The sequence below is a fragment of the Streptomyces sp. T39 genome (genome assembly GCF_008042045.1).
Classification (GTDB): domain Bacteria; phylum Actinomycetota; class Actinomycetes; order Streptomycetales; family Streptomycetaceae; genus Streptomyces.
In genome coordinates this window covers 65,565-91,000 of the sequence record NZ_RDBP01000016.1, presented here as the reverse complement: position 1 = coordinate 91,000, position 25,436 = coordinate 65,565, and the positions used below count along the sequence as shown (strand labels likewise).

General features: G+C 74.9%; 23 protein-coding genes and 3 pseudogenes. 12 read left to right on the top strand and 14 right to left on the bottom strand.

The features are described from left to right. The first annotated feature begins 300 nt into the window (after nucleotides 1–300). Nucleotides 301–1,299 (top strand): NAD-dependent epimerase/dehydratase family protein, encoded by a 999-nt coding sequence (locus EAO77_RS19070; protein WP_147989493.1) that lies wholly within the window; start codon nucleotides 301–303, stop codon nucleotides 1,297–1,299. Nucleotides 1,300–1,360: 61 nt separating this feature from the next. Here the strand turns inward: EAO77_RS19070 and EAO77_RS19065 are convergent, their stop codons facing one another. Continuing rightward, a complete protein-coding gene (locus EAO77_RS19065; RefSeq protein ID WP_147989492.1) occupies nucleotides 1,361–1,618 on the bottom strand; it encodes a hypothetical protein in 258 nt (85 codons plus the stop codon). 211 nt (nucleotides 1,619–1,829) lie between these two features. After that, nucleotides 1,830–2,393: a PadR family transcriptional regulator gene (locus tag EAO77_RS19060; protein WP_147989491.1), complete on the bottom strand. Its 564-nt coding sequence runs from the start codon at nucleotides 2,391–2,393 to the stop codon at nucleotides 1,830–1,832. 157 nt (nucleotides 2,394–2,550) lie between these two features. On the opposite strand from EAO77_RS19060, the gene EAO77_RS19055 reads away from it, so the two are divergent. The 3 genes from EAO77_RS19055 (at nucleotide 2,551) to EAO77_RS19045 (ending at nucleotide 4,910) form a co-directional block, all read left to right on the top strand. Then, nucleotides 2,551–2,979: a nuclear transport factor 2 family protein gene (locus EAO77_RS19055; protein WP_147989490.1), complete on the top strand. Its 429-nt coding sequence runs from the start codon at nucleotides 2,551–2,553 to the stop codon at nucleotides 2,977–2,979. A 55-nt stretch (nucleotides 2,980–3,034) separates the two neighbouring features. After that, nucleotides 3,035–4,042 (top strand): NAD(P)/FAD-dependent oxidoreductase, encoded by a 1,008-nt coding sequence (locus EAO77_RS19050; RefSeq protein ID WP_147989489.1) that lies wholly within the window; start codon nucleotides 3,035–3,037, stop codon nucleotides 4,040–4,042. A gap of 196 nt (nucleotides 4,043–4,238) precedes the next feature. Then, nucleotides 4,239–4,910, top strand: coding sequence for an enoyl-CoA hydratase-related protein (locus tag EAO77_RS19045; protein WP_147989488.1), 672 nt, complete (start codon nucleotides 4,239–4,241; stop codon nucleotides 4,908–4,910). A 60-nt stretch (nucleotides 4,911–4,970) separates the two neighbouring features. Here EAO77_RS19045 and EAO77_RS19040 read toward each other — a convergent pair whose 3' ends face one another. Next, the gene (locus tag EAO77_RS19040; protein ID WP_147989487.1) at nucleotides 4,971–5,486 is read right to left on the bottom strand and encodes a hypothetical protein; all 516 of its coding nucleotides are present in this window, start codon (nucleotides 5,484–5,486) and stop codon (nucleotides 4,971–4,973) included. Between the two features lie 487 nt (nucleotides 5,487–5,973). Between EAO77_RS19040 and ctaD the strand changes: the two genes are divergently transcribed. Together ctaD and EAO77_RS19030 are read left to right on the top strand one after the other, a co-directional pair. Then, nucleotides 5,974–7,815: a cytochrome c oxidase subunit I gene (gene ctaD, locus EAO77_RS19035; RefSeq protein ID WP_410088598.1), complete on the top strand. Its 1,842-nt coding sequence runs from the start codon at nucleotides 5,974–5,976 to the stop codon at nucleotides 7,813–7,815. Nucleotides 7,816–7,825: 10 nt separating this feature from the next. Beyond that, the gene (locus EAO77_RS19030) at nucleotides 7,826–8,179 is read left to right on the top strand and encodes a hypothetical protein (RefSeq protein WP_187283304.1); all 354 of its coding nucleotides are present in this window, start codon (nucleotides 7,826–7,828) and stop codon (nucleotides 8,177–8,179) included. A gap of 96 nt (nucleotides 8,180–8,275) precedes the next feature. On the opposite strand, the gene EAO77_RS19025 is transcribed toward EAO77_RS19030, so the two are convergent. Further along, entirely contained in the window at nucleotides 8,276–8,686 is a 411-nt protein-coding gene (locus EAO77_RS19025; protein WP_147989486.1) for a DUF5997 family protein, read from the bottom strand. 61 nt (nucleotides 8,687–8,747) lie between these two features. Here EAO77_RS19025 and EAO77_RS19020 point away from each other — a divergent pair, with 61 nt between their 5' ends. Beyond that, nucleotides 8,748–9,602 (top strand): LysR family substrate-binding domain-containing protein, encoded by an 855-nt coding sequence (locus tag EAO77_RS19020; protein WP_147989485.1) that lies wholly within the window; start codon nucleotides 8,748–8,750, stop codon nucleotides 9,600–9,602. A gap of 28 nt (nucleotides 9,603–9,630) precedes the next feature. Here EAO77_RS19020 and EAO77_RS19015 read toward each other — a convergent pair whose 3' ends face one another. Then, nucleotides 9,631–10,530 (bottom strand): oxygenase MpaB family protein, encoded by a 900-nt coding sequence (locus EAO77_RS19015; RefSeq protein ID WP_147989484.1) that lies wholly within the window; start codon nucleotides 10,528–10,530, stop codon nucleotides 9,631–9,633. Here EAO77_RS19015 and EAO77_RS40115 point away from each other — a divergent pair. Further along, nucleotides 10,427–11,641, top strand: a pseudogene (locus EAO77_RS40115) (iron-containing alcohol dehydrogenase); the annotation flags it as partial. The gene EAO77_RS19015 and the pseudogene EAO77_RS40115 sit on opposite strands and share 104 nt — an antisense overlap. 111 nt (nucleotides 11,642–11,752) lie before the next feature. Here EAO77_RS40115 and EAO77_RS40105 read toward each other — a convergent pair. Continuing rightward, nucleotides 11,753–12,748: pseudogene (locus tag EAO77_RS40105) on the bottom strand (AI-2E family transporter); the annotation flags it as partial. Between the two features lie 179 nt (nucleotides 12,749–12,927). Further along, a complete protein-coding gene (locus EAO77_RS19005; protein ID WP_147989482.1) occupies nucleotides 12,928–13,674 on the bottom strand; it encodes a MerR family transcriptional regulator in 747 nt (248 codons plus the stop codon). 231 nt (nucleotides 13,675–13,905) lie between these two features. Here EAO77_RS19005 and EAO77_RS19000 point away from each other — a divergent pair, with 231 nt between their 5' ends. Then, on the top strand, nucleotides 13,906–14,730 hold the full coding sequence (locus tag EAO77_RS19000; protein ID WP_147989481.1) for an endonuclease I family protein: 825 nt from the start codon (nucleotides 13,906–13,908) through the stop codon (nucleotides 14,728–14,730). A 60-nt stretch (nucleotides 14,731–14,790) separates the two neighbouring features. Here EAO77_RS19000 and EAO77_RS18995 read toward each other — a convergent pair whose 3' ends face one another. Next, on the bottom strand, nucleotides 14,791–15,501 hold the full coding sequence (locus tag EAO77_RS18995; protein WP_147989480.1) for a hypothetical protein: 711 nt from the start codon (nucleotides 15,499–15,501) through the stop codon (nucleotides 14,791–14,793). A 218-nt stretch (nucleotides 15,502–15,719) separates the two neighbouring features. On the opposite strand from EAO77_RS18995, the gene EAO77_RS18990 reads away from it, so the two are divergent. Next, a complete protein-coding gene (locus EAO77_RS18990) occupies nucleotides 15,720–17,894 on the top strand; it encodes an FUSC family protein (protein WP_147989479.1) in 2,175 nt (724 codons plus the stop codon). Between the two features lie 58 nt (nucleotides 17,895–17,952). On the opposite strand, the pseudogene EAO77_RS18985 reads toward EAO77_RS18990, so the two are convergent. The 6 genes and pseudogenes from EAO77_RS18985 to EAO77_RS18960 all read right to left on the bottom strand — a co-directional run. Further along, nucleotides 17,953–18,294 (bottom strand): annotated as a pseudogene (locus tag EAO77_RS18985) (hypothetical protein); the annotation flags it as partial. Nucleotides 18,295–18,304: 10 nt separating this feature from the next. Next, the gene (locus tag EAO77_RS18980) at nucleotides 18,305–19,180 is read right to left on the bottom strand and encodes an STM4011 family radical SAM protein (RefSeq protein WP_147989525.1); all 876 of its coding nucleotides are present in this window, start codon (nucleotides 19,178–19,180) and stop codon (nucleotides 18,305–18,307) included. Between the two features lie 11 nt (nucleotides 19,181–19,191). Continuing rightward, the gene (locus EAO77_RS18975; protein ID WP_410088593.1) at nucleotides 19,192–20,580 is read right to left on the bottom strand and encodes an STM4012 family radical SAM protein; all 1,389 of its coding nucleotides are present in this window, start codon (nucleotides 20,578–20,580) and stop codon (nucleotides 19,192–19,194) included. Continuing rightward, a complete protein-coding gene (locus EAO77_RS18970; RefSeq protein WP_187283309.1) occupies nucleotides 20,577–21,419 on the bottom strand; it encodes an STM4013/SEN3800 family hydrolase in 843 nt (280 codons plus the stop codon). Before EAO77_RS18970 ends, EAO77_RS18975 begins: the two co-directional genes overlap by 4 nt. 86 nt (nucleotides 21,420–21,505) lie before the next feature. After that, complete coding sequence (locus EAO77_RS18965; RefSeq protein ID WP_147989477.1) at nucleotides 21,506–22,639, bottom strand: STM4014 family protein; 1,134 nt, start codon at nucleotides 22,637–22,639, stop codon at nucleotides 21,506–21,508. Then, nucleotides 22,636–23,586, bottom strand: a complete 951-nt coding sequence (locus tag EAO77_RS18960; RefSeq protein ID WP_147989476.1) for an STM4015 family protein — start codon at nucleotides 23,584–23,586, stop codon at nucleotides 22,636–22,638. Before EAO77_RS18960 ends, EAO77_RS18965 begins: the two co-directional genes overlap by 4 nt. A 187-nt stretch (nucleotides 23,587–23,773) precedes the next feature. On the opposite strand from EAO77_RS18960, the gene EAO77_RS18955 reads away from it, so the two are divergent. Both EAO77_RS18955 and EAO77_RS18950 read left to right on the top strand, forming a co-directional pair. Further along, entirely contained in the window at nucleotides 23,774–24,100 is a 327-nt protein-coding gene (locus EAO77_RS18955) for a hypothetical protein (protein ID WP_147989475.1), read from the top strand. Between the two features lie 286 nt (nucleotides 24,101–24,386). Continuing rightward, nucleotides 24,387–25,418, top strand: a complete 1,032-nt coding sequence (locus EAO77_RS18950) for a DUF6745 domain-containing protein (protein WP_147989474.1) — start codon at nucleotides 24,387–24,389, stop codon at nucleotides 25,416–25,418. Nucleotides 25,419–25,436 lie beyond the last annotated feature (18 nt).

The window sequence follows — 25,436 nt, the reverse complement described above, 5'->3', positions numbered from 1 at the left end:
CCCGGCCGTGTCCGGCGGCGAGGCGCCCGGTCCTTTCCCGTCCGCCCGGCGCCCCGGACGGCCGTCTCCGCGCCGCCCGGTCGTCCGTCCCGGCCGGACGGCTCCGGCCCGGCCGTGTCCGGGGGCGTGGGGCCCGGGCGGGTCCGTCCGGGTGGGCCCCCTGCGGACGGCTCCGCCCCGGACGTCTCCGGCGGTGCGGAGCCCGGTCGTTCCGTCCGCGTCCCGCCCCCGGGTGACCCGCTCCTCCGCTCTCGGTGAACCCGCTTGGAGACGCGCTCGGGCGGGTGCTTGAGTGCGGACATGGAGATTCTCGTACTGGGCGGCACGGCATGGGTGGGCCGCGAGGTGTCACGACTGGCCCTGGAGCGGGGGCACCGGGTGACCTGCCTCGCGCGGGGCGAGAGCGGCGCCGTGGCGGACGGCGCGGAGCTCGTCGCCGCCGACCGGCGTGAACCCGGCGCGTACGCGCCGCTGCTGGACCGGACGTGGGACGCCGTCGTCGAGGTGTCCTGGCAGCCCGCGTTCGTGCGCGACGCCCTCGCCCAGCTCGGTCCGCGCGCCCGTCACTGGAGCTATGTGTCCTCCGGCAACGTCTACGCCTCGCACGCCGAGACCGGCACGGACGAGTCCGCGCCGCTGCTGCCGCCGACCGACCGGCCCGAGGTGGGGCGCGAGGAGTACGGCGAGGCGAAGTCCGCGTGCGAGCAGGCGTCGGTCGCCGCCGTGGGGGACCGGCTGCTCATCGCGCGCGCCGGTCTCATCGGCGGCCCGGGCGACCACTCGTGCCGCACCGGCTACTGGGCGGCCCGCGCCGCGCGCGCCCCGCGGGACCCCCTGCTGGTGCCGGACACCCCCAGCCTGCCCACCCAGGTGATCGACGTCAGGGACCTGGCCGCCTGGCTGCTCGACTCGGCCGCCCGCGGCACCACCGGTGCCTACAACGCGGTCGGCCCGGTCATGCCCTTCGAGGAGTGGATCGCCCTGTCCCGGGCGGCCGGCGGGCACACCGGCCCGGTCGTGCCGGCGGACTCGACGTGGCTCCACGACCAGGGCGTCGCCGAGTTCATGGGGGAGGAGTCGCTGCCCCTGTGGATCGTCGCACCGGGCTGGGAGGGCTTCTGCGCCCGTGACGGCTCCGCGGCGGTCGCGGCGGGGCTGACCCACCGCCCCCGCTCCGAACTGGTGGCGGACACCCTGCGCTGGGAGCGCGAGGAGGGGCTCGACCGGCCCCGCCGCGCCGGCCTCAGCGCCGGCCGTGAGCGCGAACTCCTCGCCGCGCTCGGATCCCCGGTGGCCTGACCGGCCGGCGCCCGGGCACGGGCGCCGGCCGGCCGCGTACCGGACGGTCCGGCCACCGGCGTCAGGCCTCCGGTGCGGCGGGCTTGCGGCGCAGATGGGCGAACAGGCCCGCGAAGCCGGCGAGGAAGCCGCTCACGAGCCCGGAGACGGCGTGGTTGACGGCGTTGACCGTCTCGCTGTCCGGCATGCCGATGACCAGGAGGTTGACGAGGGCGCTCATCACGGCCCCGATCCCGCCGCCGACGGCTCCGCTGATCAGCGAGGCGCGGACGGCGGGCGGGAGTCCGGGTCTGCGAGCCGGTGTGCTGGGTGCGGTCATGGCGGGCCTCCAGGCGTGGGACGGCGGGAGCGCCCGGGCGCCGGGCGCGGTCTGCACGGCGACACTGTGGCAGACGACGCGACGCGCCCGACGGCCGCCCCACGCCTCGGCGCACCGTGCGGCGTCCGCGAAGTGCGGTGCGACGCACCGCAGTTGACGGACCATCGGCTGCGTCGCCCCCTGACGTGTCCCGGCCCGGGCGCCGTACGCGTCACTCGGGCCGGGGCGGCCGCTCGCGCAGGACCGCGACGGTGCGCTCGCACCAGTCGAGATTGCCCCGCTCGAAGGCCAGCCCCCGCAGGCACGTCAGATAGGGCCCCACGCGGGTGCCCGTGCGCAGGAACTCGGCCTCGGAACGGTCACCGCGCATGGCGTGCAGCAGCCGGTCGAACAGGTCGATCTTGGCCCGCGCGAAGACGGCGCGTTCGGTGAGCTGGCGGATGAGCTCGTCCGGGTCGACATGGTCGGCGGCCTGGACCATCACCACGAGGTCGTCGCGGATGAAGGAGGGCTTGGGGGCGGTGGCCGTGAAGCGCTCCAGCTCGGCGAGGCCCGCGTCCGTGACCCGGAAGAGCCGCTTGTTGGGCCGGTTGTCCTGCACCACCTCACGGCCCGTGATCAGTCCCTCCTTCTCCAGCCGGGCCAGCTCGACGTACAGCTGCTGCGGCTGGGCGTGCCAGAAGTTCGCCACGCCGAGGTCGAACGCCTTCGCCAGCTGATAGCCGCTCAGCTCCTCGTCGAGCAGTGCCGCCAGGACGGCATGTCGCAACGCCACCGGTCCGCTTCCTCTCCGTCCCGGGGCTGTCCCGGGCCACGGCCCCCATGGTACTCATATCCATGAGTACTCTGAATGATGAGTAGCGACGCGCGGGATTCCCGTGCCGATGCCCGGCGGCCGCCCGCCGGTGCCCGCCCGCTGGTGAGGAGACGCCATGACCACCACCGCCCACCGCTTCCGCGCGGCCGTCGAGAGCCGCGATCTCGCGGCGCTGGAGGACCTGTTCACCGAGGACATCCGCCTCTTCAGCCCGGTGAAGTTCACCCCGTTCGAGGGTCGGCCCATGGTGCTGGGCCTCTTCGGTGTGCTGCTGCGCACGTTCGAGGACTTCCGGTACGTGGGGGAGTTCACCGGCGCGGCGGAGACGGGGACCGACGGGGCGGCCGCCCCCGCCGAGGTCCTGGTGTTCCGGGCCGCCGTCGGCGGCAGGGAGATCCACGGCATCGACCTCCTGCACTTCGCCGACGACGGGCGGATCAAGGAGTTCACCGTGATGGTCCGCCCGCAGTCCGCCGTGCACGCCCTCGGTGAGGCCGTGCTCACCGGGCTGGTGGCGGACGGACTGGTCCCGGCCGCGCCGTAGACCCCGGGTTTGCCGGAACCGCAACTCTGTTTGCCGGACGGCGGCCGTTGTCCGCATGCTCGTCGCGGAGGTGGTCACAGTGACCGATCGGCTGACGAACAGCTATGACGTGATGGTGCTCGGTGGCGGCGCGGCCGGGCTGAGCGGAGCCCTGATGCTGGCACGGGCCAGGCGGTCGGTGGCGGTCGTCGACTCGGGCGCCCCGCGCAACGCGCCCGCCGGCGGCGTGCACGGTCTGCTGGCCCGGGAGGGCGTCACGCCGGCCGAGCTGCTGGCGCGGGGGCGGGACGAGGTCCGCGGCTACGGCGGGCACGTGGTGGACGGCGAGGTCGCCTCGGTGCAGCGGGACGGCGAGGGCTTCGCCGTCCGGCTCGCCGACGGCCGGGCCGCGCGGGCGCGGCGCCTGCTGGTGGCCAGCGGCCTGGTCGACCGGCTGCCGGACGTACCCGGCGTGCGCGAGCGCTGGGGCCGCGATGTGCTCCACTGCCCGTACTGCCACGGCTGGGAGGTGCGGGACCGGGCCATCGGCGTGCTGGCGTCCGGGCCGATGTCGGTGCACCAGGCGCTGCTCTTCCGGCAGTGGAGCGACGACGTCACGTACTTCGCGCACACCGTGGAACCGCCGACGGCCGAGGAGGCGGAGCAGCTCGCGGCGCGGGGGATCCGGGTGGTCGAGGGCGAGGTCGCCGCACTGGAGGCGGCCGGTGACCGGCTCACGGGTGTGCGGCTCGCCGACGGGACGACGGTGGCCGCCGGGGCGGTGGTGGTCGCGCCGCGGATGATGGCGCGCGCCGGATTCCTCGCCGAGCTCGGCCTCCGGGCGGTGGAGCACCCCTCGGGTGCGGGCGAGCACGTCCCCGCCGACGCGACCGGACGCACGGAGGTCCCGGGTGTCTGGGCCGCGGGCAACGTCACGGATCCGGTCGCGCAGGTGGGGGGCGCCGCGGCGGCGGGCGCGGCGGCGGCGGCCCGGATCAACGCCGACCTGATCGCCGAGGAGACCGCCGACGCGGTGACCGCCCACCGTCGGCGCCTCGCCGCCGAGGCCCTGGCGCGAGGCTGACCGCGGGTGCCCGTGCCGGGGCCCGGTCGCGGCCGGGGGTCGGTCCGGGACCGCCGGGGCTCTTGCGCGGGGTGGGGCGGGCGGCATAAGTTACCGACTGGTAGGTTCGTCGTCCGCGCCGTCCCGGAGGGGGCCGCAGGCGGTCCCCGGGCCTGCCGGCACACCGATCGCCGCCGCCCAGCCCGAGGGAGCCGCCATGCCCGTGCTCGACCGCCAGGACACCGTCTACCTGCTCGACCTGGGGGACGGCGAGAACCGCTTCCACCCCGACTGGATCGCCGCGGTCGATGCCGCGCTCGACGAGGTGGAGAAGGCCGAGGGGCCCCGGGCCCTCGTCACCACCGCCACCGGCAAGTTCTGGTCCAACGGGCTCGACCTGGAGTGGCTCTTCGCCCACGCCGACCAGCACCAGGACTACGTCGTCTCCGTCCACGAGCTCCTCGCCAGGATGCTCTCCCTGCCGGTGATCACGGTGGCCGCCCTCCAGGGCCACACCTTCGCCGCCGGGGCCATGCTCTCCCTGGCGCACGACTTCCGCGTGATGCGCGCGGACCGGGGCTACTGGTGCCTGCCCGAGGCGGACATCGACATCCCGTTCACCCCCGGCATGTCCGCGCTCATCCAGGCCAGGCTCACGCCGCAGACCGCGCACGAGGCCATGACGACCGCGCGCCGCTTCGGAGGCCACGACGCCCTCGCCGCGGCCGTCGTGGACCGGGCGGTGGAGGAGGCGGCCGTCCGCGACACCGCGGTGGAGCTCGCCTCGGCACTGGTCGCCAAGGCAGGGGCCACCCTCGGCACCATCAAGTCCCGGATGTACGCCCCCGCGCTCATGGCCCTGCGCGACCGCGTCGCCCCGCTCGGCTGACACGGCCCGGCGCGCCGCCGCCCTCCGCCGCCGGTCCCGGCGGGCGGCGGGGGAGAGGCGTCAGCAGGCCAGGGCGGGGCCCCGGCCCAGCCGGCCGTCGAGGCCACCGCGGTGCAAAGCGGCCACCGGCCCGACGAGGTCGGGGTGGCGCAGCAGCGCCGCCGCGGCCAGATCGCGCGCCGCAGGTGCCGTCAGACGCCGGAATCCGGCCCGCGCGTCGTCGCCGAGGGCGTCGACCGCGGCTCCGGCCAGGGCGGGCGAGCTCAGCAGGCAGGCCGCCCAGCTGGCGACCACCTCGTCCACCCAGCTGCGCCAGGCCTGGACCCCGACGGCAGCGGCCCCGTGCGCCCCCGCGACCGTGTCGAGCCGGGCGGAGCCGCCGGGCCCTGCCATGGCGACCAGGGCGGCGTCGACGGACGTCGGGTAGCGCAGGCGAGCCGCGACGGTCACCGCCTGGCGGGCCTGGACCTCGCACAGCGCCCGCGACGCGGCGCCGCCCGGCGAGGGGTAGGCGCCGGTGAGCCACCGTGTGGTCGCCGCTATCAGCGGGGAGAGGTCTGTGTGCACCGCAGGCATCCGAGGTCGCTTCCGTACGTGTCCCGGCACGCGACGCTACGGCGACGGCCGCCCCGGGACCATGACGTGCGACACGTCCGCGGAGTGGCGTCCGCCACGGCGGCGGACCCCGCCGGACGGGCCCGGCGCGGCCACACCGGATGCGCGGTCGGCTGCGCGTCCCGGTGCGCGTCGCCACGTCCGGCGAGGCGGACCGGCGCCGGTTCCGGGCCGACGGGGGCACCGGCGCCGCGCCGCTCGGCTTCCGCGCCACGTCAGCGGCAGCCGTCGCCGCCATGACCGCGAGGGCCGCCCGCGACGGCGGGGTCCCCGGCCGGGGCGGCCGTCGGCCCACCCCGCTGTCCACAGGGGCCGGGGCGCGGTGATCTCATCGGAAATGCGACAGCGATACGTTTCTCCCGAGGAAATGCGGACGGTTTCCCGTCGATACACGTCCCTGGATGTCACCCGAATGCGTGGTACTGGTTTTTCGTCCCTCCGACGGCCGATGTTGGGAGCCTGTTCGCGGGGCGCGGCCGATAGATTGCCGCTGTATCTGTGCGAAGCCAGACGGCCCACTCTTGTGCGGGGAGTTCACGTGGTATCCGAGTCGCCTTCACCGATCAACACAGTCGCGGACGAGGATGCGTACGAGAACGAGCTGCCCGTCAAACGGCGGGAGCCGGGCAATGTGGTGATCCGGTGGCTGACGACCACCGACCACAAGACCATCGGCACGCTGTACATGTCGACCTCCTTCCTGATGTTCCTGCTGGGCGGCGCGATGGCGCTGGTGATGCGCGCCGAACTGGCCCGCCCCGGCACGCAGATCATGTCGAACGAGCAGTACAACCAGGCGTTCACGATGCACGGCACCGTCATGCTGCTGATGTTCGCGACGCCGCTGTTCGCCGGATTCGCGAACTGGATCATGCCGCTGCAGATCGGCGCTCCCGACGTGGCGTTCCCGCGGCTGAACATGTTCGCCTACTGGCTCTACCTCTTCGGCTCCCTGATCGCCCTCGCCGGCTTCCTCACGCCACAGGGTGCGGCCGACTTCGGCTGGTTCGCCTATTCCCCGCTCAACGACCAGGAGCACACCCCGGGCGTCGGCGCCGACATGTGGATCATGGGGCTGGCCTTCTCCGGCTTCGGCACGATCCTCGGCGCGGTCAACTTCATCACCACGATCATCTGCATGCGGGCACCCGGTATGACGATGTTCCGGATGCCGATGTTCACCTGGACCGTCCTGCTGACCGGTGTGCTGGTCCTGCTGGCCTTCCCGGTGCTGGCCGCCGCGCTCTTCACCCTGGAGGTCGACCGGAAATTCGGCGCCCATGTCTTCGACGCGGGCAACGGCGGCGCGCTGCTGTGGCAGCACCTCTTCTGGTTCTTCGGCCATCCGGAGGTGTACATCATCGCGCTGCCGTTCTTCGGCATCATCTCCGAGGTCATCCCGGTCTTCTCCCGCAAGCCCCTGTTCGGCTACATCGGCCTGATCGGCGCGACCATCGCGATCGCCGGCCTCTCGGTGACGGTGTGGGCGCACCACATGTATGTGACGGGCGGCGTACTCCTGCCGTTCTTCTCCTTCATGACCTTCCTCATCGCGGTGCCGACCGGTGTGAAGTTCTTCAACTGGATCGGCACGATGTGGAAGGGGTCGCTGTCCTTCGAGACACCGATGCTGTGGGCCATCGGCTTTCTCGTGACCTTCCTTTTCGGCGGTCTGACGGGTGTCATCCTGGCGTCGCCGCCGCTGGACTTCCACGTCTCCGACTCGTACTTCGTCGTCGCGCATTTCCACTACGTCGTCTTCGGCACCGTGGTGTTCGCGATGTTCTCCGGATTCCACTTCTGGTGGCCGAAGTTCACCGGCAAGATGCTGGACGAGCGGCTCGGCAAGATGACCTTCTGGACGCTGTTCCTCGGTTTCCAGGGCACGTTCCTCGTCCAGCACTGGCTGGGCGCCGAGGGGATGCCGCGCCGGTACGCGGACTACCTGGCCGCCGACGGTTTCACCGCGCTGAACACCTTCTCGACGATCAGCTCGTTCCTGCTGGGCCTGTCGATGCTGCCGTTCCTGTACAACGTCTGGAAGACGGCCAAGTACGGCAAGCCGGTCCAGGTCGACGACCCGTGGGGCTTCGGCCGCTCCCTGGAATGGGCGACGTCCTGCCCGCCGCCGCGGCACAACTTCGTCACCCTGCCCCGCATCCGCAGCGAATCCCCGGCGTTCGACCTGCACCACCCGGAGATGGCCTCGCTGGACCACGCCTCGGACTCCGGCCGGCGCGACGTGGTGGAACCGGGCCAGGGGGTCGCCCCGCCGCTCGGCGACAAGTGAGGGGGCGCCGGTGCCCCGCTCCGTGAAGGGCCCCGCGCCGGACGTGGCCGCCGGCATCGCCCGGCTGGAGGGCTACCTGCTCGCCCAGGGCCGGCTGAGCGAGGCCCGGCGGGAGGCGGAGGAATTCGCCGACCGCATGCCGTGGCTGACCACCGCCCAGCGCGAGGACGTCGTGAGCCACTACGTCCAGGACCGCATCGCGCTGACCCGGCGGGTCCTCGCCGCCCTGGTCGCCCGGGCCGGCGAGCTCCGCCAGGAGTACACCGAGCGCTACGAGGAGCTCAGGCGCCGCCTGGTCTGCGGCAGCGTCGCCGCCCTCCTCTGCTCGGCGGCGCTGTGCGCCGCCGCCCTGCTCGCCCGATGACACCGAAAGCCCGGTGCCCCGCCCCCATCGCAGGGGGCGGGGCACCGGGCGTGTCCGGTTCTCCGGGGTGGGCCGTCGGGCCTGTCCGGGGGAGGGTCAGCCGCGCGGCCCGTCCTGCGCGCGCTGCTCCGCCTGCTCGGCCTGCTTCGCCTTGATCCGCACCGACTCCTTGCGCACCTCGGCCTGCGTGGCGCGCTCCTTGAGCAGCCACTCGGGCTGCTCCTGCTTGAGCTCCTCGATCTGCTCCGTGGTGAGCGCCTCGGTGACACCGCCGCGCGCCAGGCCCGCGATGGAGACGCCGAGCTTCGCCGCGACGACCGGACGGGGGTGCGGGCCGTTGCGCCGCAGCTCCTTCAGCCACTCGGGCGGGTCGGACTGGAGGGTGTTCAGCTCGGCGCGTGAGACGACACCGTCCCGGAACTCGGCGGGGGTGGCCTCTAGGTACACTCCCAGCTTCTTCGCCGCGGTCGCGGGCTTCATCGTCTGGGAGTTCTGGTGCGACGTCATGGTGTCAAGGGTATCGAGCGCTCGTGCCGGTTCCGACCACGGCGGCGGGTAGCCTGGGCGGGTGACGGATTCGCAAGCTGCTCTCTCCTTCCGGCTCGCTTACGTACCAGGAGCGACACCCGCGAAATGGGTGCGGATCTGGAACGAGCGGATGCCCGGTGTCCCCCTGACCCTCGTCCCGGTTCCCGCCGCCGACGCGGTCGCCGCCCTGCGGGACGGTGACGTGGACGCGGGCCTGGTGAGGCTGCCCGTCGACCGGACGGTGCTGAGCGCCATTCCGCTCTACACCGAGACGACGGTCGTCGTGGTGCCCAAGGACCATGCGGTCGCCGCCGCCGACGAGGTCGGCATCGAGGACCTCGCCGACGACATCGTGCTCCATCCCCTCGACGACACCCTCGACACCCTCGGCTGGGAGACCCCGCCGGGCACGCCCGCCCTCGAGCGCCCGGCCACCACGGCGGACGCCGTCGAACTGGTGGCGGCCGGGATCGGTGTGCTGCTGGTGCCCCAGTCGCTCGCCCGCCTGCACCACCGAAGGGACCTCACCTACCGCCCGGTGACCGACGCGCCGCAGTCCGGTGTCGTGCTCTCCTGGCCCGAGGACGCGACGACCGACCTGGTGGAGCAGTTCATCGGGATCGTGCGCGGCCGCACCGTCAACAGTTCCCGGGGACGCCCGCCGGCCACGGCCCAGCAGGGCCGCGGTGCCGCGGAGGGTCGCGGCGCGGCGGCAGGCGCGGGCGGTGGCAAGGGGGGCGGCAAGCAGGGCGGCCGGCGGTCGGGCGGCCCGTCCTCGTCGAAGCCGTCCACCGGGTCCGGGGCCAGGGCGGGCGCCCGCGGCTCACGGGGCGGATCGGGTGGCTCCGGCGGTGCCAAGGGCGCCGGGCGCGGCAAGCGGGGACGCCGCTCCTAGGAGCTGCCCGAGTCGGGGCGGGCCGTGCTCAGGAGGACTCGCGCGGATCGGGCCGGCCGGGTGCGCCCGGGGGCGGCGACAGCGCCCAGCGGATGCTGCGGGTGAGCGCGTGGCCGGTGGCCCGGACGGCGGTGCCCGCCGGTCCGGGGAAGCCCGGCAGGCCCAGGGCGCGGCACGCCCAGGGCGGCAGGGAGGCGACCGCGTTCGCCGCGAGGAGCGCGTAGGGACCGCGGGCGACGAGCGGCAGGGGCGGGTGGAGGAGGACGAACCGCGCCGCCTGCCGGGCCTCGGCGGTGCCGCGCAGCTCGGGCCGGTAGGCGTCGATGCGTTCCGACAGGCCGCGCAGGTCGCGCGGGGGATCGGGGACGCCGAGCGCCGTCGCCACCCGGGCCATGTCGGCGACGTACGCGTCGCAGCCCGCCCGGTCGAGCGGGACCGCCCCGAACCGCTGGTGCGCCCGGAGGAAACTGTCGACCTCGGCGGCGTGGACCCAGCCGAGCAGCCAGGGGTCCGACGCCCGGTAGGGCAGCCCTTCGGCGGTCGTGCCCGTGACGCGTCCGTGCACCGATCTGACGAGGTCCACCGCGGCCTGCGCGTCGTCCGCGGTGCCGAAGGTCGTCACGGCGAGGAAGGTACTGGTGCGCTGGAGCCGCCCCCACGGATCGCCCCGGTAGCCGGAGTGCGCCGCCACGGCCGCCATCGCCAGCGGGTGGAGGGACTGGAGCAGCAGGGCGCGCAGACCGCCGACGAACATCGAGGCGTCGCCGTGCACCCGCCGGATCGGCCGGTCGGGGGCGAACCACCGCGGTCCGGGGGTGAGATGGATGCGGTCCCGGTTGGCAGGGCCCGACGGACCGGCGACGCGGCGGAAGATCCCGGCTGCCACCCGTGCGCGCAGCTCGGTGAGGGCGGGCGCGGTCCCGTTCATGGGGCCAGTATCCGCCCGGCCGGGCGGGGTGTCACGGGTGCGGGCCCGTCGCTCCGCGGGAGCCGTGCGCCCTGCCGTACGGTGGTTCCCGGCCGGGCGGGCCCGGCGGCCTGACCTGCGGGCCCGCATCCCGCGGCCCGGGTGGCCCGACTGCCCGGCCCCGAACCGACGGAGGCGCAGGCAGATGCCCGAGACCAGCACCGCCCGGGTGGGCGTCCACGAGACCTTCCCGTCCCGTGTCCTGGCCGGGCCGGGTGCGCGCCACCGGATCCCGGCGGAGGCCGAGCGGCTCGGTGCGCGCCGGATCGTGCTCGTCGCCGCGCCCTCCGCTGCCGGGGCCGCGGACGACCTGGCGCGGGCGCTCGGCGCGCGCCTCGCGGCGCGCTTCGGCCGGCCCGCCGTGCACACCCCGGTCACCGTGACGAACGAGGCCATGGCGATCGTCGGGCGGGTCCGCGCCGACTGCGTGGTGGCCCTCGGCGGCGGTTCCGCCATCGGTCTCGCCAAGGCGCTGTCGGCCCGCACCGGGATGCCGCAGATCGCCGTCCCGACCACCTACGCCGGGTCCGAGGCCACGCCGGTGCTCGGGGAGACGGAGCACGGGGTGAAGACGACCCGGCGCGATCCGGCGATCGCTCCCGGCACGGTGGTGTACGACCCGGAACTGACGCTGACGATGCCCCGCGAGCTCACCCTGACCAGTGCGCTGAACGCCCTGGCCCACGCGGTCGAGGCACTCTGGGCCCCGGACGCCTCCGCGGTGAGCGACGCGCTCGCGACCGAGGCCGCTACCGGGCTGCTCACCGCCCTGCCGGAGGTGCTCGGCGACCTCGGGAACCTCGCGGGCCGCGAACGGCTCCAGGAGTCCGCCTGGCTCGCGGGTCTGTGTCTGGCGGGGACCGCCATGGGGCTGCACCACCAGCTGGCCCACGCGCTCGGCGGCACCTTCGACCTGCCCCACGCCCGGCTGCACGCGCTGCTGCTGCCGCACGTGATGGCGTTCACCCTGCCGTCCGCGCCGGGGGCCGCCGCCCGGCTGGGCCGGATCACGGGCGGCGACCCGGTGGCGGCCGTGCGACGGCTCGCCGGCCAGGGCGGCGGGCCGGCCGGGCTCGGCGCGCTGGGCGTTCCCCGCGACGGGCTGGCCGCCGTCGCCGAACGGGTSGCCGCCCGTGATCCGGCCCAGCCGGGCGGCGGCCCCCGGCGCGGACGGCAGGGTGAACGCCATCACGTGCGGCAGCAGCAGCGCGTGCAGCCGGGCGTGGGGCAGGTCGAAGGTGCCGCCGAGCGCGTGGGCCAGCTGGTGGTGCAGCCCCATGGCGGTCCCCGCCAGACACAGACCCTGCTGCACCACGACGATGACGGCCAGCACGATCAGCGCGTCCGTCACCCCGTTCGACACCAGCGCGATCAGCACGGCGACGAATCCGGCGAACAGGGCGCCGATGATGGGCACGAAGGCGCAGAGGAAGGTGAGTACGGCCAGCGGGAACACCAGCGGGACGTCCAGGACCCAGAGCCCGATGCCGATGAGGACGGCGTCCAGCAGACCGACCGCCGCCTGCGAGCGGACGAAGGCGCCCAGGGTGTCCCAGCCGCGTTCCGCCACGGTGGGCACGTCGACCGCGAGACGGCCGGGGAGCTGCCGGGCGAGCCACGGCAGGAAGCGGGGGCCGTCCTTGAGGAAGAAGAACATCAGGAAGAGCGCGAGGACGGCGGTCACCACACCGTCGACCACCGTGCCCACGCCGGTGGCGAGGGTGGTGAAGATGCTGCCGACGCTGCCCTGGAGGCGTTCGGTCGCGGAGTCGAGCGCGGTGGTGATCTGGTCGTCGCCGATGTTCAGCGGCGGCCCGGCGGCCCATTCGCGCACCCGCTGGATGCCCTCGACCACTCCGTCGGCCAGTTCGCCGGACTGCGAGGCGACGGGGACGGCGATGAGTGCCACGGCGCCCGCGGTGACGCCGAGGAACAGCACGGTGACCACCGAGGCCGCGAGGGCGGGCGGCCAGCCGTGCCGACGGAGGAATCGCGCGAAGGGCCAGGTCAGCGTGGTGAGGAGGAGGCCGACGACGAGGGGCCAGACGATCGACCACATACGGCCGAGAAGCCAGAGCACCACCGCCGTCCCCACGAGGACCAGCAGCATCTCCGTCGATATGCGTGCCGACGCACGGAGTGCGGCACGGGTTCTCGCAGGGCTCAATGAGGCAGACATGCGGATCACCCTATGCGGCCCCGGACGCACGCCTCTGCCACGGTCCGCGCCGGGCGGGGTGCGCCCGGCGCCTTCGACCGGCCCCTTGCCGGGGGGAGTTGCCGTGCGTCCGGGCTCCGGTGCGCCGCGGGGGCCTGGGGCCCGGACCGCCGGTGGCCGCGGCGGCCGGTTCCGCCGCGTCAGTCGGTGAGGTGCCGCTGCGCGTAGAGGGTGAGCGCGTCGCGCACGAACGCCGCGGCGCCTTCGGCGTGACGGTCGTAGTGGGCGCCGAAACGGGGGTCGCCGACGTAGAGTTCGCCGAGCCCGATCACGTACGAGCGGGTGACCCGGACGGGCCCGGAGAGCCAGTCGCAGTGGCGCCGGGCGATGTCCTGCACCTCGTCGTCGCCGGCCGCCCGGCCGGCGGCGAAGGCCGCGGCGAAGTCGGTCGCGATGGCCTCCTGCCGTTCCTTGACGTCGCGCTTCTCCTCGTCCGTGAGCGACCGCCACCACCGGTCGCCGCGCGCATAGGCGTCGCGGCCCCAGCGTTCGGTCACCTCCTGCTCGTACCGCGTGTGGTCGAATCCGTCGAGTACTTCCTCGGGCATGAGCCGCTCTCCTCGTGTCGTCTTCTCGAGAGTGGTCCGCACGGCGGCGATCTGCCGTCCGATGCGTTCGCGTTCCTGTTCCAGCAGGTCCAGGTGGGTCCGCAGGGCCTCGGCGGTCTCCTGTTCGCCCGCGAGGACGTCGGCGATCGCCGGCAGCGACAGACCGAGACGCCGCAGCAGCAGGATGCGCTGGAGCCGTACCAGCTCGTCCTGCCCGTAGTACCGGTAGCCGTTGCCGCCGATACGGCTCGGGGTGAGCAGCCCGAGCTCTCCGTAGTGGCGCAGCGTCCTGCTCGTGGTGCCTGCGCGTCGCGCGATGTCCTGGATCGACCACTCCATGACCGCAACGGTAGAAGTTGACGTCGCGTAAAGGTCAACCCGGACCGCCGGGCGGCGGGCGGCCCGCCGCCGCCTGCCTGATTCACCGTCCCGGCACGACATGGGCGCAAGGTGTCCACCCGAAGGTGTCATGCGCGTGACATTCTCCCGAGTTCGACCACCCAGCCGCCCGTCCGCGCCCGCGTTCCGCCGCCGGCCGGGCGGCTCCGACCCGGAGAGGACGCCCCCCACATGTCCGCTCACCGCCTGACCACCCGCCGACGCCACCGGCGCGCGGCGGCCGTACTCGTCGCCGTCGCCGCCGTCGCCGTGCCGTCGGCCGCCGTGGCGACCCAGCACGCCCCCTCCCCCACGACCACCACCGCGCCGGCCCTCGACGACACCTACTACCAGGACGCGCTCGGCAGGTCGGGAGCCGACCTGAAGGCCGCCCTGCACACCATCGTCGGCCGGCAGACGAAGCTCTCCTACGACCAGGTGTGGGACGCGCTGAAGACCACGGACGAGGACCCGGCCGACCCCTCGAAGGTGATCCTCCTCTACACCGGCCGCTCCCAGGCGAAGTCCGACAACGGCAGCGGCGAGGACCAGTGGAACCGCGAGCACGTGTGGGCCAAGTCCCACGGCGACTTCGGCACCGCCACCGGCCCCGGCACCGACATCCACCACCTGCGGCCGACGGACGTGTCCGTCAACGCCACCCGCGGCAGCAAGGACTTCGACAACGGCGGGGACGAGGTCGGCGAGGCGCCCGGCAACCGCACCGACGCCGACTCCTTCGAACCGCGTGACGCCGTCAAGGGCGACGTCGCCCGCATGATCCTCTACATGGCCGTCCGCTACGACGGGGACGACGGTTTCGCCGACCTCGAGCCCAACGACCAGGTGGACAACGGGTCGGCTCCCGCGATCGGCCGTCTCTCGGTGCTCAAGCAGTGGCACACCCAGGACCCGCCCGACTCGCTGGAGCAGAACCGCAACGAGGCGATATTCGGCATCCAGAAGAACCGGAACCCGTTCATCGACCATCCGGAGTGGGTCGACTCCATCTGGTAGGGGCGCAGCAGCGGGCCGTCCGCCGCACGGCCGCGACGGCCGTGCGGCGGAGGGCCGCGGTCACGGCGTGTACGGGGCGTCGCTATGGTGCAGTTCGGCCATGGCGGGCCCCGCCACCCGGTACACCGCGGTCCGCCTGATCGTCACCACGGCAGCCGGGTCGGTGTCCCCGCGGGTGAGGTAGACGACGGTCGCCTGCCTCGCCGGCTCCGCACTCACCTCGACGGACTCCACCGGCGTCCGGTCGCCGAGCGGCACGGCGGCCGCCGGCACGGGGGTCCCCGCGTCGTTGCGCCAGGTCACGAGCGTGTAGAACCTGCCCGTGCCGCCCGTGGTGACCTTGACGGCCGCGACCGCGTCCGCCGCCGGGTCACCGGTCATGTCGCCGACGCCGCACTGCGGCTGCAGCTCGACGACCACTCCGTCGCCGCTCTCCCAGCGGCCGTCCGTGAAGGCGATGGTGCCCTCCGGCGCGTCGGGCAGCCGCAGTTCCGCGTTCTGGAGCTCTGCGTTCCGCAGCTGTGCGCAGGTCAGCGCTCCCGCCGGTTCGCCGCCCGGGGTCTTCGAGGCGTCCGGGGCCGGGGTGGCCGATTCCTTGCCCCCTCCCTTGCCCGCGTCGCCGTCGGGTGTCTTCGATGAGGCGACCGGTCCGGGCGTGACAGCCGCTCCGCCGCCGTCGCCGGTGTCCCGGCACCCCACCGTCACCGACGCCACGGCGAGTGTGGCGCACAGCCACACCGCCCGTCTCCGCCAGACCCTCGTCCCCTGCATGGCACGTCCCCCTTTGTCCGCTTCGCCGGACCGCGCCCGCGGCCGACAGCGTCGAAGACGCGCCATTTCGCAGCGCGGTTGCGGGATGCCGGAGGCGTGCCCCGGCGTCCACCGGACGAAGCGGTCGGCGCGGGTCGCGGTGACAGGCGCGCGCAGGTGCCGACAATGGACAGTACGGCGGCGGGGCGTCCCGGGGCGGGGCCGCGGAGAGGAGCGCCATGCCCGGGCGGCCGTCGTCCCCCGACCGTGTGCGGGCCGTGCGCCGTGCGGTGCGCGTCAGCGTCGCCGCGAGCGCCGGGTTCTATCCGGCCGTGTACGCGCTGGACGAGCCCGCCATGGCGCTGTACGCCCTCTTCGCGCCGGTGGCGCTCGGCATCCTGTCGCAGATCCCCGGCTCCGGCCGGGACCGCGCCCTGGTGGTGCTGCGGGTGCTGCCGGTCGCCGCCGCGCTCACCGCGCTCGGCACCGCGCTGGCCGTCGCGACCCTGCCCGCGGTCGCGGGGATGCTGCTCGTCGGCTTCGCGCTCTCCTTCGCGGCGGCGTGCGGCCCGGCACCCGCCGGGGTGGCCCCCGGGCTGCTGCTCTTCTACATCCTGGCGTGCTTCCCGCCGTACGCGCCGGACACCCTGCCGCAGCGGCTCGCGGGGCTGCTGGTGGGATGCGTCCTGCTGGCGCTCTGCGAGTGGCTGCTGCTGCCCGCGCCCGCCGACGTGTCCTACCGGGAGCGGGTCGCCGGCGCGCTGGAGGCGGCGGCGCGCGCGGCCCGGGCGGCGCTGCCCGGCGGCCCGGCGGATCCGGCACTGGCCGGGGAGCTGCGCGCCGCCGGCCAGGCCCTGCGCCTGTCACGGCTGCCACCCGGGGTGCGCCCGACCGGCGCGGGCCGGACCGAGCGGGCGCTGGCGCACACGGGATCGGCGACCCGGCGGCTGCTGGACCAGCTGGCGCGCTCCGCCGAGCGTGCCTCGCCCCCGCCCGCCCGCGACCCGGTGTCGGCGACGCTGGTCGGCGGGATCGCGGCGGAGTGCGCCCTGATGGCCCGGAACCTGCGCGGCGAACGGCCCGTGGCGGGACCCGGGCTGCTGGAGGAGATGGTCGAGGACTTCCTCCGCGCCCGCGTACGGTCGGCGGACGCCGGCGAACCCGTTCCCGCGGACGTGCTGCGACGGCAGTCGGCCGTCCTCGCCCAGGCCGCCTCGGCCGTCACGGCGCGGGCCGCCCTGTCCATCGGGATCGGCGGGCGGCGCCGTGTCCCCGGCCTGCCGGCCCAGCAGCTCTGGTACGCCGCGCCGTCGTCCGCGAGCCTGTGGCTGCGGCGGCTGAAAGGCAACGCGACCCTGCGCTCGGTCGTCTTCCAGAACGCGGTGCGCACGGCGCTCGGGCTGGGGGCGGCGCGGCTGGTGGCCGGTTCACTGGACCTGTCCCACGGCTTCTGGGTGCTGCTCGCCGTCCTCACCCTCGGGCGGACGACCGCGGGGGCCACCTGGTCGGCCGTCCGTTCGGCCGCGGTCGGCACACTCCTCGGGGCGCTGGCGGCCGGTGCCCTGGTCCTCTGGGCGGGCGGGGCCACCGACGCGTACGCGGCGCTGCTGGCGCCCACCATGGTGCTGGCCTTCACGGTGGGGCCGCTGGCGGGAGTGGCCTGGGCCCAGGGGCTCTTCACCCTGGTCGTGTCGACGGCGTTCGCCCAGCTCGCCCCGATCACCTGGCGCATCGGCGAGGCCCGGGTGGTGGACGTGCTGACCGGCTGCGGCATCGGGCTGCTCTGCGGGGTGCTGGCCTGGCCGGCGGGGGCGGCCACCGAGGTCCGGCGGGGCATGGCCCGCATGCTGCGGGAGGCCGCCTCACTGGTGCCCGCCACGGTGGCGGCCTCGCTCGCGCCGGCCCCGGCCGGTGGGCCCGAGTCCCCCGGGACGGGCGGCGCGGCCGGGCGGAGCACGCTGCACCGGCTGCGCCTCGCGGAGGCCGCCTACGCGCAGTACCGCAGCGAGCCCGGTGGCGGTCGCCGGGACGGCGGTCCGGACTGGCCCGCCGCGATCAACTGCGGCGTGCACATCCTCGTGGGCGCGTACTGGCTGCCGAGGAACGCGGCCCGCCACACGCCGGACGGCGGGATCGGCCCCGCCGTGACCTCGTGGGCGCGCGAGGCGGCGGACTCGACCGCGGCCGCGGTCGTCGACGCGGCGCGCTTCCCGCCGGGCGGCGCACGGACCGGCCCGGTGCGTCTCCCGGCGGGCCTGGAGAGCGCGGCGCCGGGCAGGTCTCTCCCGCTGCTGCTCGACGTGGAGCACTGGCTGGGCACGCTGGCGGCGGAGCTCGCATCGCTCGGCGACGACCGGGCCCCCGCGGTCACTCCCCGGCGCGGGCGGCCTCCGGGGCGTCGGCCCCGCGCATGAGCTCCCCGGCGCGCGCGGTCTCCGGGGCGTCGGCCCGCGTCGTCGGCTCCCCGGCCCGCGCGGCCTCCAGGGCGTCGGCCCGGCTCGTGAGCTCCTCGGCGATCGCGTCCCAGTCCGGGCCGTGCAGCCACAGGCTCTGGGCCGCCTCCCGCATCAGGTCCGGCTCGTCCGGCCGCTGGAGGAGGACCAGGCGGTAGGCGAGGTTGCGCACCCAGACCGGCAGGTATCCGTCGACGAGCTGCGGGGAGAGCTCCCGCAGCATGGCGAGCACCTCGTCCGCGCCGGCGAAGGTCAGCTCCTCCACGAAGTAGTGCAGGCTGTGCTCCGCGCCGCACTCCGGCGTGGGTCTGTGCTCGTCGCCGTAGAGGCAGCGGGCGTGTTCGGTCAGTGTGGTGTGCACGGCGCGGAGCCTACGGCAGCGGCGCGGCCGGGACGGCCGGGGGCCGGCTCGCGGGGACGCGTTCCAGGACACCGCCGGCGAAGACGTCGTACAGGGGCAGCGACTCCAGGTGGACGTAGCCGATGTGGCAGTCGCAGACCGCCAGCGGGCATGTCCGGGGTCGCAGGGCCGCGCGGTAGCTCCCGTCGTAGAGATTGCCCAGTTCGGCCTGGACGAAGTGGCAGCGCCGCACCGTGCCCTCGCCGTCGACGGACACCACCGACTCACCGGTGCGGCACGGCAGTCCGGCGGAGCGGTGCGGGTGGCGGCTGTAGGGGAACAGCGGGTCGATCTCCGTCCAGCGGGCGGCCTGTGCGTCCGTGTAGCCGTGGCCCTCGGCGGCGTTGATCCAGAGGTAGACCTCCGGGGGCAGGTCGCGTCGCAGGCGGCGGGCTTCGTCCAGATGGCCGGGGAGGCCGACCATCCCGACGCTGTGGCGCACGCCCCCCGCCGTCAGCTCGCGGCACTTGGCGAGGAAGCGGTCGTAGGACGTCTGCCCCGGGTGGTAGGTGCACCACAGCGCGAGGGTGTCGCGGTCGGCGTCGGCCGTCCACCCCGTCCGGCAGGACAGATTGGTCTGGATGGCGACCCGGCGCACGTGCGGGAGGTGCGAGAGGTCCACGAGCGCCCTGCGGTACCAGGAGCGGACCAGCCCTTCGCCCCACGGCGTGATCAGCACCGACAGCCGGTCCGTCGTGTTCGCCGCCGCCCATGCGGTGAAGCGCTCCAGGGCGGCCCGGTCGGCGGTGAGGGCGTCCCGGGTGTCGCGGCGCTTCGCGAACGGGCAGTACGGACAGTCGTAGTCGCAGGAGGCAAGCGGCCCGCGGTAGAGCAGCGTCAGGTCCATGGCGAGGCCCGTCACTTGCGTGCGTACGCGGTCATCGCCGCGCGGACGGAGGGGGAGAAGAGGGCCGGTCCGACGGCGTCGGAGTGGGCGAGCCCCTCGGGGGTGAGGCACAGTGTGCCGGGTGATGCACCGTCGTCGGCGAGCCAGCCCCGCGCGGCGAACTCGGCCAGCTCCACGGGGAAGTCGTCCCACGGCCCCGTGCCGAACCGTGCCTCGTACTCGGCGACCGGCATGCCCTCCGCCTGGAGCAGCGACTGGAGGAGATGGCGGCGGCGGGCCTCGGCGCCGTCGATCCAGCGGCCGTGGTCGGCCCGTGTGAAGTCGTCCTGCGCCCGCCCGACGTAGTCGTCGACGATGGCGCGGATCCGGCGCATGTCGACGGCGTAGTCGAAGGAGTAGTGCAGGTCCGCGGTGTAGGAGCGGGCGCCGCAGCCGAGACCGACCATGCCGTCGGTCTGGCAGGCGTGGTCGCCCGGAGCCGACGCGGGGGCGCCGGACCGGCGGAACATCCGCATCGAGACCTGTGTGTACCCGGCGGCGAGCAGCAGGTCCCGGCCGTACCGGTACAGGCCGAGGCGCTGCGTGTCCCACGCCTCGTCGGAGAGGGGGCCGTGCAGGCGGCCGAGACCGGTGAGCGGGCGAACGTACAGCGGGTAGAGATACAGCTCCTCGGGCAGCCAGGCGAGCGCCGCCTCCAGGGACCGGCGCCAGGTGTCCTCGGTCTGGCCGTCGATGCCGTAGATGAGGTCGATGTTGAGCACGGGTATCGCCGCGTCCCGGATGCGGCCCAGGGCGGCCTCGACCTCGGCCCGCTTCTGCGGCCGGACGGCGGAGCGGGCCTCGGTGTCGACGAAGCTCTGCACACCGAGGCTCAGCCGGGTGGTGCCGCGTTCGGCGAGGACGGACAGCCGGTCGGCGGTCGCGGTGGACGGCGACGCCTCGACGGACAGGGGCACGGCCCGCAGGTCGGCGCCCATGGTGTGCTCGGCGATGTCGCAGAGGCGGGACAGCTCGGGGGCGGTGAGGAAGGTCGGGGTGCCGCCGCCGAACGCCGCGGCGGCGAAGCGGACGGTCCGGCGGTCCGCTTCGAGCGCCTCGCGCACCGCGCGGGCCTGCCGCGTGAGGGCGTCGAGGTAGGCGCCGGCCAGTCCGTCCGGCGCGCCGATCCGGGTGAACAGGTTGCAGAAGCCGCAGCGGACCTCGCAGAAGGGGATGTGCGCGTAGAGCGCGAGGGCGTCCTTGGGGCGGTCCGTCCACAGGTCGCGCAGCGCCGGCCGGTCAGCGAGCGGCCGGTAGGCGGTCTTGTGGGGGTAGGCGTAGACATAGCTCTCGTAGGGCCTGCGCGGGCCCGTCGCGGCGGCGATGTCCGGGGCCGCGTCCATGCGGGCGGGCGTGGTCATCGCGGGGCTCCTTCGGGGGCGGGGGACGGGGCGGGGRCGGCCGGCTCCAGGAAGAAGTGCGCGTACGGCACCGTCCAGACCGCGTCGTGCGCGAGCCGGTGGCCCGTCCAGCCGCCGTCCCCGTAGGTGGTGCCGTGGTCGGAGCAGACGACGGCGAAGCAGCGGCGGCGGCTGCGCATGGCGTCGAAGAGGCGCCCGATATGGCGGTCGACGTACTCCAGGGCCGCCGCGTGGGTCTCCGGGCTGTCGCCGTCCGCCGCGGTCGCGCCGGGCAGGTGGAACCAGTTGGGCTGGTGCATCGCGGACACGTTCACGAAGAGGAACAGCTTCCGGGCGGAGGGCAGTCGGGCCACCACACGCTCGGCGCAGGCGACCTGCTCCTCGAAGGACGTCGGCGAAGCGACACCGTACGAGGGCTCCCAGTGGGCCTCCTGGAACATGCCGGGCAGCACCGATCCGAGGGCGTCCCTGCGGTTGAAGAAGCCGACGCCGCCCACGCAGACGGTGCGGTAGCCGGCGTCCGCGAGGCCGGAGACGAGGTCGGGGGTGTCGAACACCCAGGTGCGCGCGGCCGTCGACTCGCTGCCGGCGAAGCGTGCCGCGAACAGCCGCGGGTGCGGTCCGGGAAAGGCGGGCGTCGGCAGGAACCCGGCGAACATCGCGTGGTGCGAGGCGTAGGTGAAGCTGCCCGGCGCGTGGCGGCGTTCCCATCCGCCTACGGGGAGGTGCGCCGCCAGGTGCGGGATGCGGCCCTCGGCGGCCAGGCGCTCGGCGACGTCGTACCGGAGGGTGTCCAGGGTGACGAGGAGGATGTCGTCACGGCCGACGACCTCGTGCATGTCGGGTGCCTCGCCGGCTGGTCCGCCGGCCGGTGGGTTGTCCATGGGGGTTCCTGTCGTACGGGCGGCGGCGGGGGCCGCCGGCGTCATGGGTGCCCCGGGGCGGGGACGGCCCGGGGCAGGGTGCCGAGAGCCGCGACCTGGGCGGCGTAGGTGTCGGCGCCCGCCGCGGGGCCCTCGGGCAGTCCGGCGAGACCGGGCAGCAGGTCGCCGAAGGCGTTGACCTCGCCGACGGTGAACCGCCGCCAGCCGATGGCCGGGAGCACGTCGACGCCCACGCAGGGAGTGCCGGGGAACACCGCGGCGGTGGCCTCGCACATCCGCAGCAGGCCGTCGAAGCGGACGCCGGCCGCGGCGCGCACGGCGTCGAGGTCGCCGCGGGTGCCACCGAGGTGGAGGTTGGTCAGCGGACCTGCGGCCGTGCGGACCACGGCGTGGGTGGCCCGGCCCGCGACGGCCACCACCCGCAGGTCGGCCGACCGGTCGTGCTGGGACGCCTTGGGCAGCCAGCGTTCGACGTGGAGTCCGTCGGGGGCGAGGGCGTCGGTGATGGCGCCGATCGTCCTCTCGTCCTCGTAGCGCCGGACCCGCAGCGAGTTGTGCAGTGCGCCGGAGGGGGTGCGCTCGACCGATGTGGTGGCGCGGATCCGGCCGCCGGCGCCGGTCTCGACGGCGAGCACCCCGGAGGCGGAGGAGCCGTGAGCCGGTTTCACGAACACGCGGCGCAGACCGGGGCGGGCCAGCAGTGCGCGCAGGTCGGGCCAGCCGCGCACCGGCGCCGCCGCTCCCGACGTCGGGGACTGCGGGACGGGCACGCCCGCGCGGCGGAGCGCGGCGTGGCACAGCCGCTTGTCGAACAGGACGGCCAGCTCGGCCGGTTCGCCCAGAAGGGTGCCTCCGGCGGCCCGCACGTCGTCGGCGATGCGCTCGACGGCGGCGAGGAAGCCGCGGTACCAGCGGGCGCCGCCCTCGACCCGGGTGGGGTCGGTGACGCCGCGGAGCAGCTGGTCGACGCGCCCGTCCTCGCCGGGCGACTCGATGCGCACCGTCTCGCCGGGCAGGAACCGGGCGGTGCCGGCGAGCACCTCCGTCCAGGGGACGACGCGCGCCGGCCGGTGGCCTGCGGAGCGCAGCGCCGCCTGGAAGAGCGTGACCCGGCGGTGGCCGGGGTGCCCCACGATCGCCGTGCCCGGCCGTGCGGCGACGGGGGCGGGGATCATTCGGCCACCGCGGTGTAGCGGTCCTCGCGGCCGCCACGGCCGCTGATGCCGTCCGAGAGGTCCACCTCGACGCCGTAGGGGACGAGCGCCTGGGTCAGGCGCTCGGCGACGGGGTCGCTGATGAAGTGGTGGTGAAGGTCGAGCCGGCGCAGGTGGGTGAGCGGCTGGCCCTCCAGGAGGGCGGCCGCTCCCTCGTCGCCGAGGGTGCCCATGGAGAGGTCGAGTTCGGTGAGCCGGGCGACGACGGGGGCGCCCGCGAGGGCGGTGGCGATCTCGTTCTGGATCTCGCTGTTGCGCAGGGCGAGCCGGCGCAGGGCGGGCAGCCTGCTGCCGGTCAGGAACGGTTCCAGGTCCGCCACCTGCGCGTCCGCGCCGTACCAGGAGGTGCCGAGCCAGAGGTCGAGGTCCTCCAGCGCGGGGAAGTCGCTGTCGGCGACGCCGCGGACGACCTCCTTGCGCAGACCGCCGGTCTCGATGCGGAGCAGCCGCAGGGCGGGGTGGGCGACGGGCGGGAGGACGAGGCCCTCACCGCCGCGCACGCCGAAGGCCTCGAGCCGCGGGAAGGCCGTCAGGAGCGGGGTGACGTCGGACTGGTGGATCCAGGAGATCTCGCACTCCTCGTACGTGATGTCCCCGACGAACAGGGCCCGCAGGGCGGGCAGCCGGTCCGCCGCCCCGGCGAGCACCTTGACCACGGCCTCGTTGGACGAGTCGTAGGCCTCCGTCCAGCCGCCGACGACGAGTGCCCGGACCTCCGAGAGGTCCACCGTCTCGGCGAACCGGGCGAAGGCGGCGGGCCATTCCTCCTCGCTGTCGTACACGTCCGCCGAGACGCGCCACGCGACGGAGCCGGCGGCGGGCAGCGTCCGGTCCGGCTCCTCGCCGGGCCGGGGAAAGTCGAAGGCGGGCAGCCCGCCCCACTCGCTCATGTGGTGGCCGATGGTCATGCGCGCCGCTCCTGGAATCGGTGGTCGGACTTGGCGACGACAGTTCTACCAAGCCCCGCCGACAACACCTCCGCCCGGTGAGGGGAATCGGGACTTCGCACCGCCGTCCGGCTCCGTTGTCGGACCCCCGCCGTAGCGTGGAACACGAGATCGGCCGGCCCGGGCGGGCCGGCGGGAGGGGAGAGTCGTGTACCGGCAGGGGGACATCCTGATCGTGCCCGTCGCGGACGAGGCGGTTCCGGCGCGGGTGGCCGGCGAGGCGGGCGAGGCACGGGACGGGCACGGGCGGCTGGTGCTCGCGCTCGGCGAGGTGACGGGGCACGCGCACGCCGTGCCGGGGCCCGGCCGGCTGGTGCGGGAGGGCGGGGAGTTCGGCCCGATGCTGCTCCATCTGCCGCAGGGCGGGCGGGTGGTGCACGAGGAGCACGCCGTGATTCCGCTGCCGAAGGGCTGGTTCCGGGTGATACGCCAGCGTGAGTACGTCCCCGGAGCGGTGCGCGTCGTCGCGGACTGACCGCGATCCGGCGCCGGGGCGCACGCTGCGTGCCAGCGTGAGTACGTCCCCGGAGCGGTGCGCGTCGTCGCGGACTGACCGCGATCCGGCGCCGGGGCGCACGCTGCGTCCCCGGGGCTCCGCACCGGCTCCGGGGACTGGGCGGCGCCGTCCGGGCCACCCACTCCCCCGGGGCCGCGCGGTGTGCGCGGCGGGGCGCCCGTCCCCGTGCACCCGGACGCATCCGGCCCCCTCGTGCGCTCCGCGCGCACACCCCGTCCACGTGAACCGGACTGTGAGGACACCCATGACCATCCTTCCGACGAACCCCACCGCTGGCACAGGCGCCGCGCCCGTGGCCGCCGACTGGCGTGCGGTGGCCGCGGCCACCGGCCCGGCCGAACGCACTGCCGCCGAGGCCGGCGTCCGCCTGGCCTACCGCTCCGCGGGCCTCCCCGAGCCGGACCGGGTGCTGTGGGCGGATTCGCCGCGCGCTGCGGTGGCCCTCCTGCTCGGGGGCGAGGTCACCGGGCGCAGCGTGCGCGAGCGGGTCCGCACCCGCCCCTGGGAGGCGGAACGGGCGCGCGTCCACGCCGAGTCGGGACCCGGCGGCTACGCGGAGATGTGGGCGGCCACCGGCGCCCGCCTGTGGGAACAGGCCCGCGCCCTGGCCGACCGGATCCGGGCGGGGGTGGTGCAGGAGCTCGGTGACACGCCCGAGGTCCGTCTGCTGCTGCTCGACGCGGTCCTCGGCCAGCACGACGCCGCCTGGCTCGCCGCCCTCTCGGACCGCGGCGACGCTCTGGACGGGCTCGCGGCGGTGGCGCGGCACGCCGGATGGTGGTGGCCCTACGAGGACGCCGCGGTGATCTGCGAGCGTCCGGTCGAGCTCCATCGGGACGAGGCGGGCCGGCTGGACCGCGGTGACGGGCCGGCGCTCTCCTTCCCCGACGGTTTCGCGCTGCATGCCTGGCGGGGCATGCCGGTGCCCGCGGAGTTCCTCGCCGGCCTCGCGGATCTCACGCCCGAGGACATACGCGCCGAGGAGAACGCCGAACTGCGGCGGGTGATGCTGGAGTTCTACGGTTACGACCGCTACCTCGCCGAGTCAGGGGCCGAGCCGGTGCACCGGGACGAGACGGGCGTGCTGTGGCGGATCGCGCTGGACGGCGACGAGGACGTGGTCATGGTCGAGGTCGTCAACTCCACGGCGGAGCCGGACGGCACCTTCCGGACGTACTGGCTTCGTGTCCCGCCCGCCACCCGCACCGCCCGCGAGGGGGTCGCCTGGACCTTCGGGCTCGCCGGGGACGCGTATGCGCCGCTGCTCCAGAGCTGACGGAAGCCTCGCGCCGGG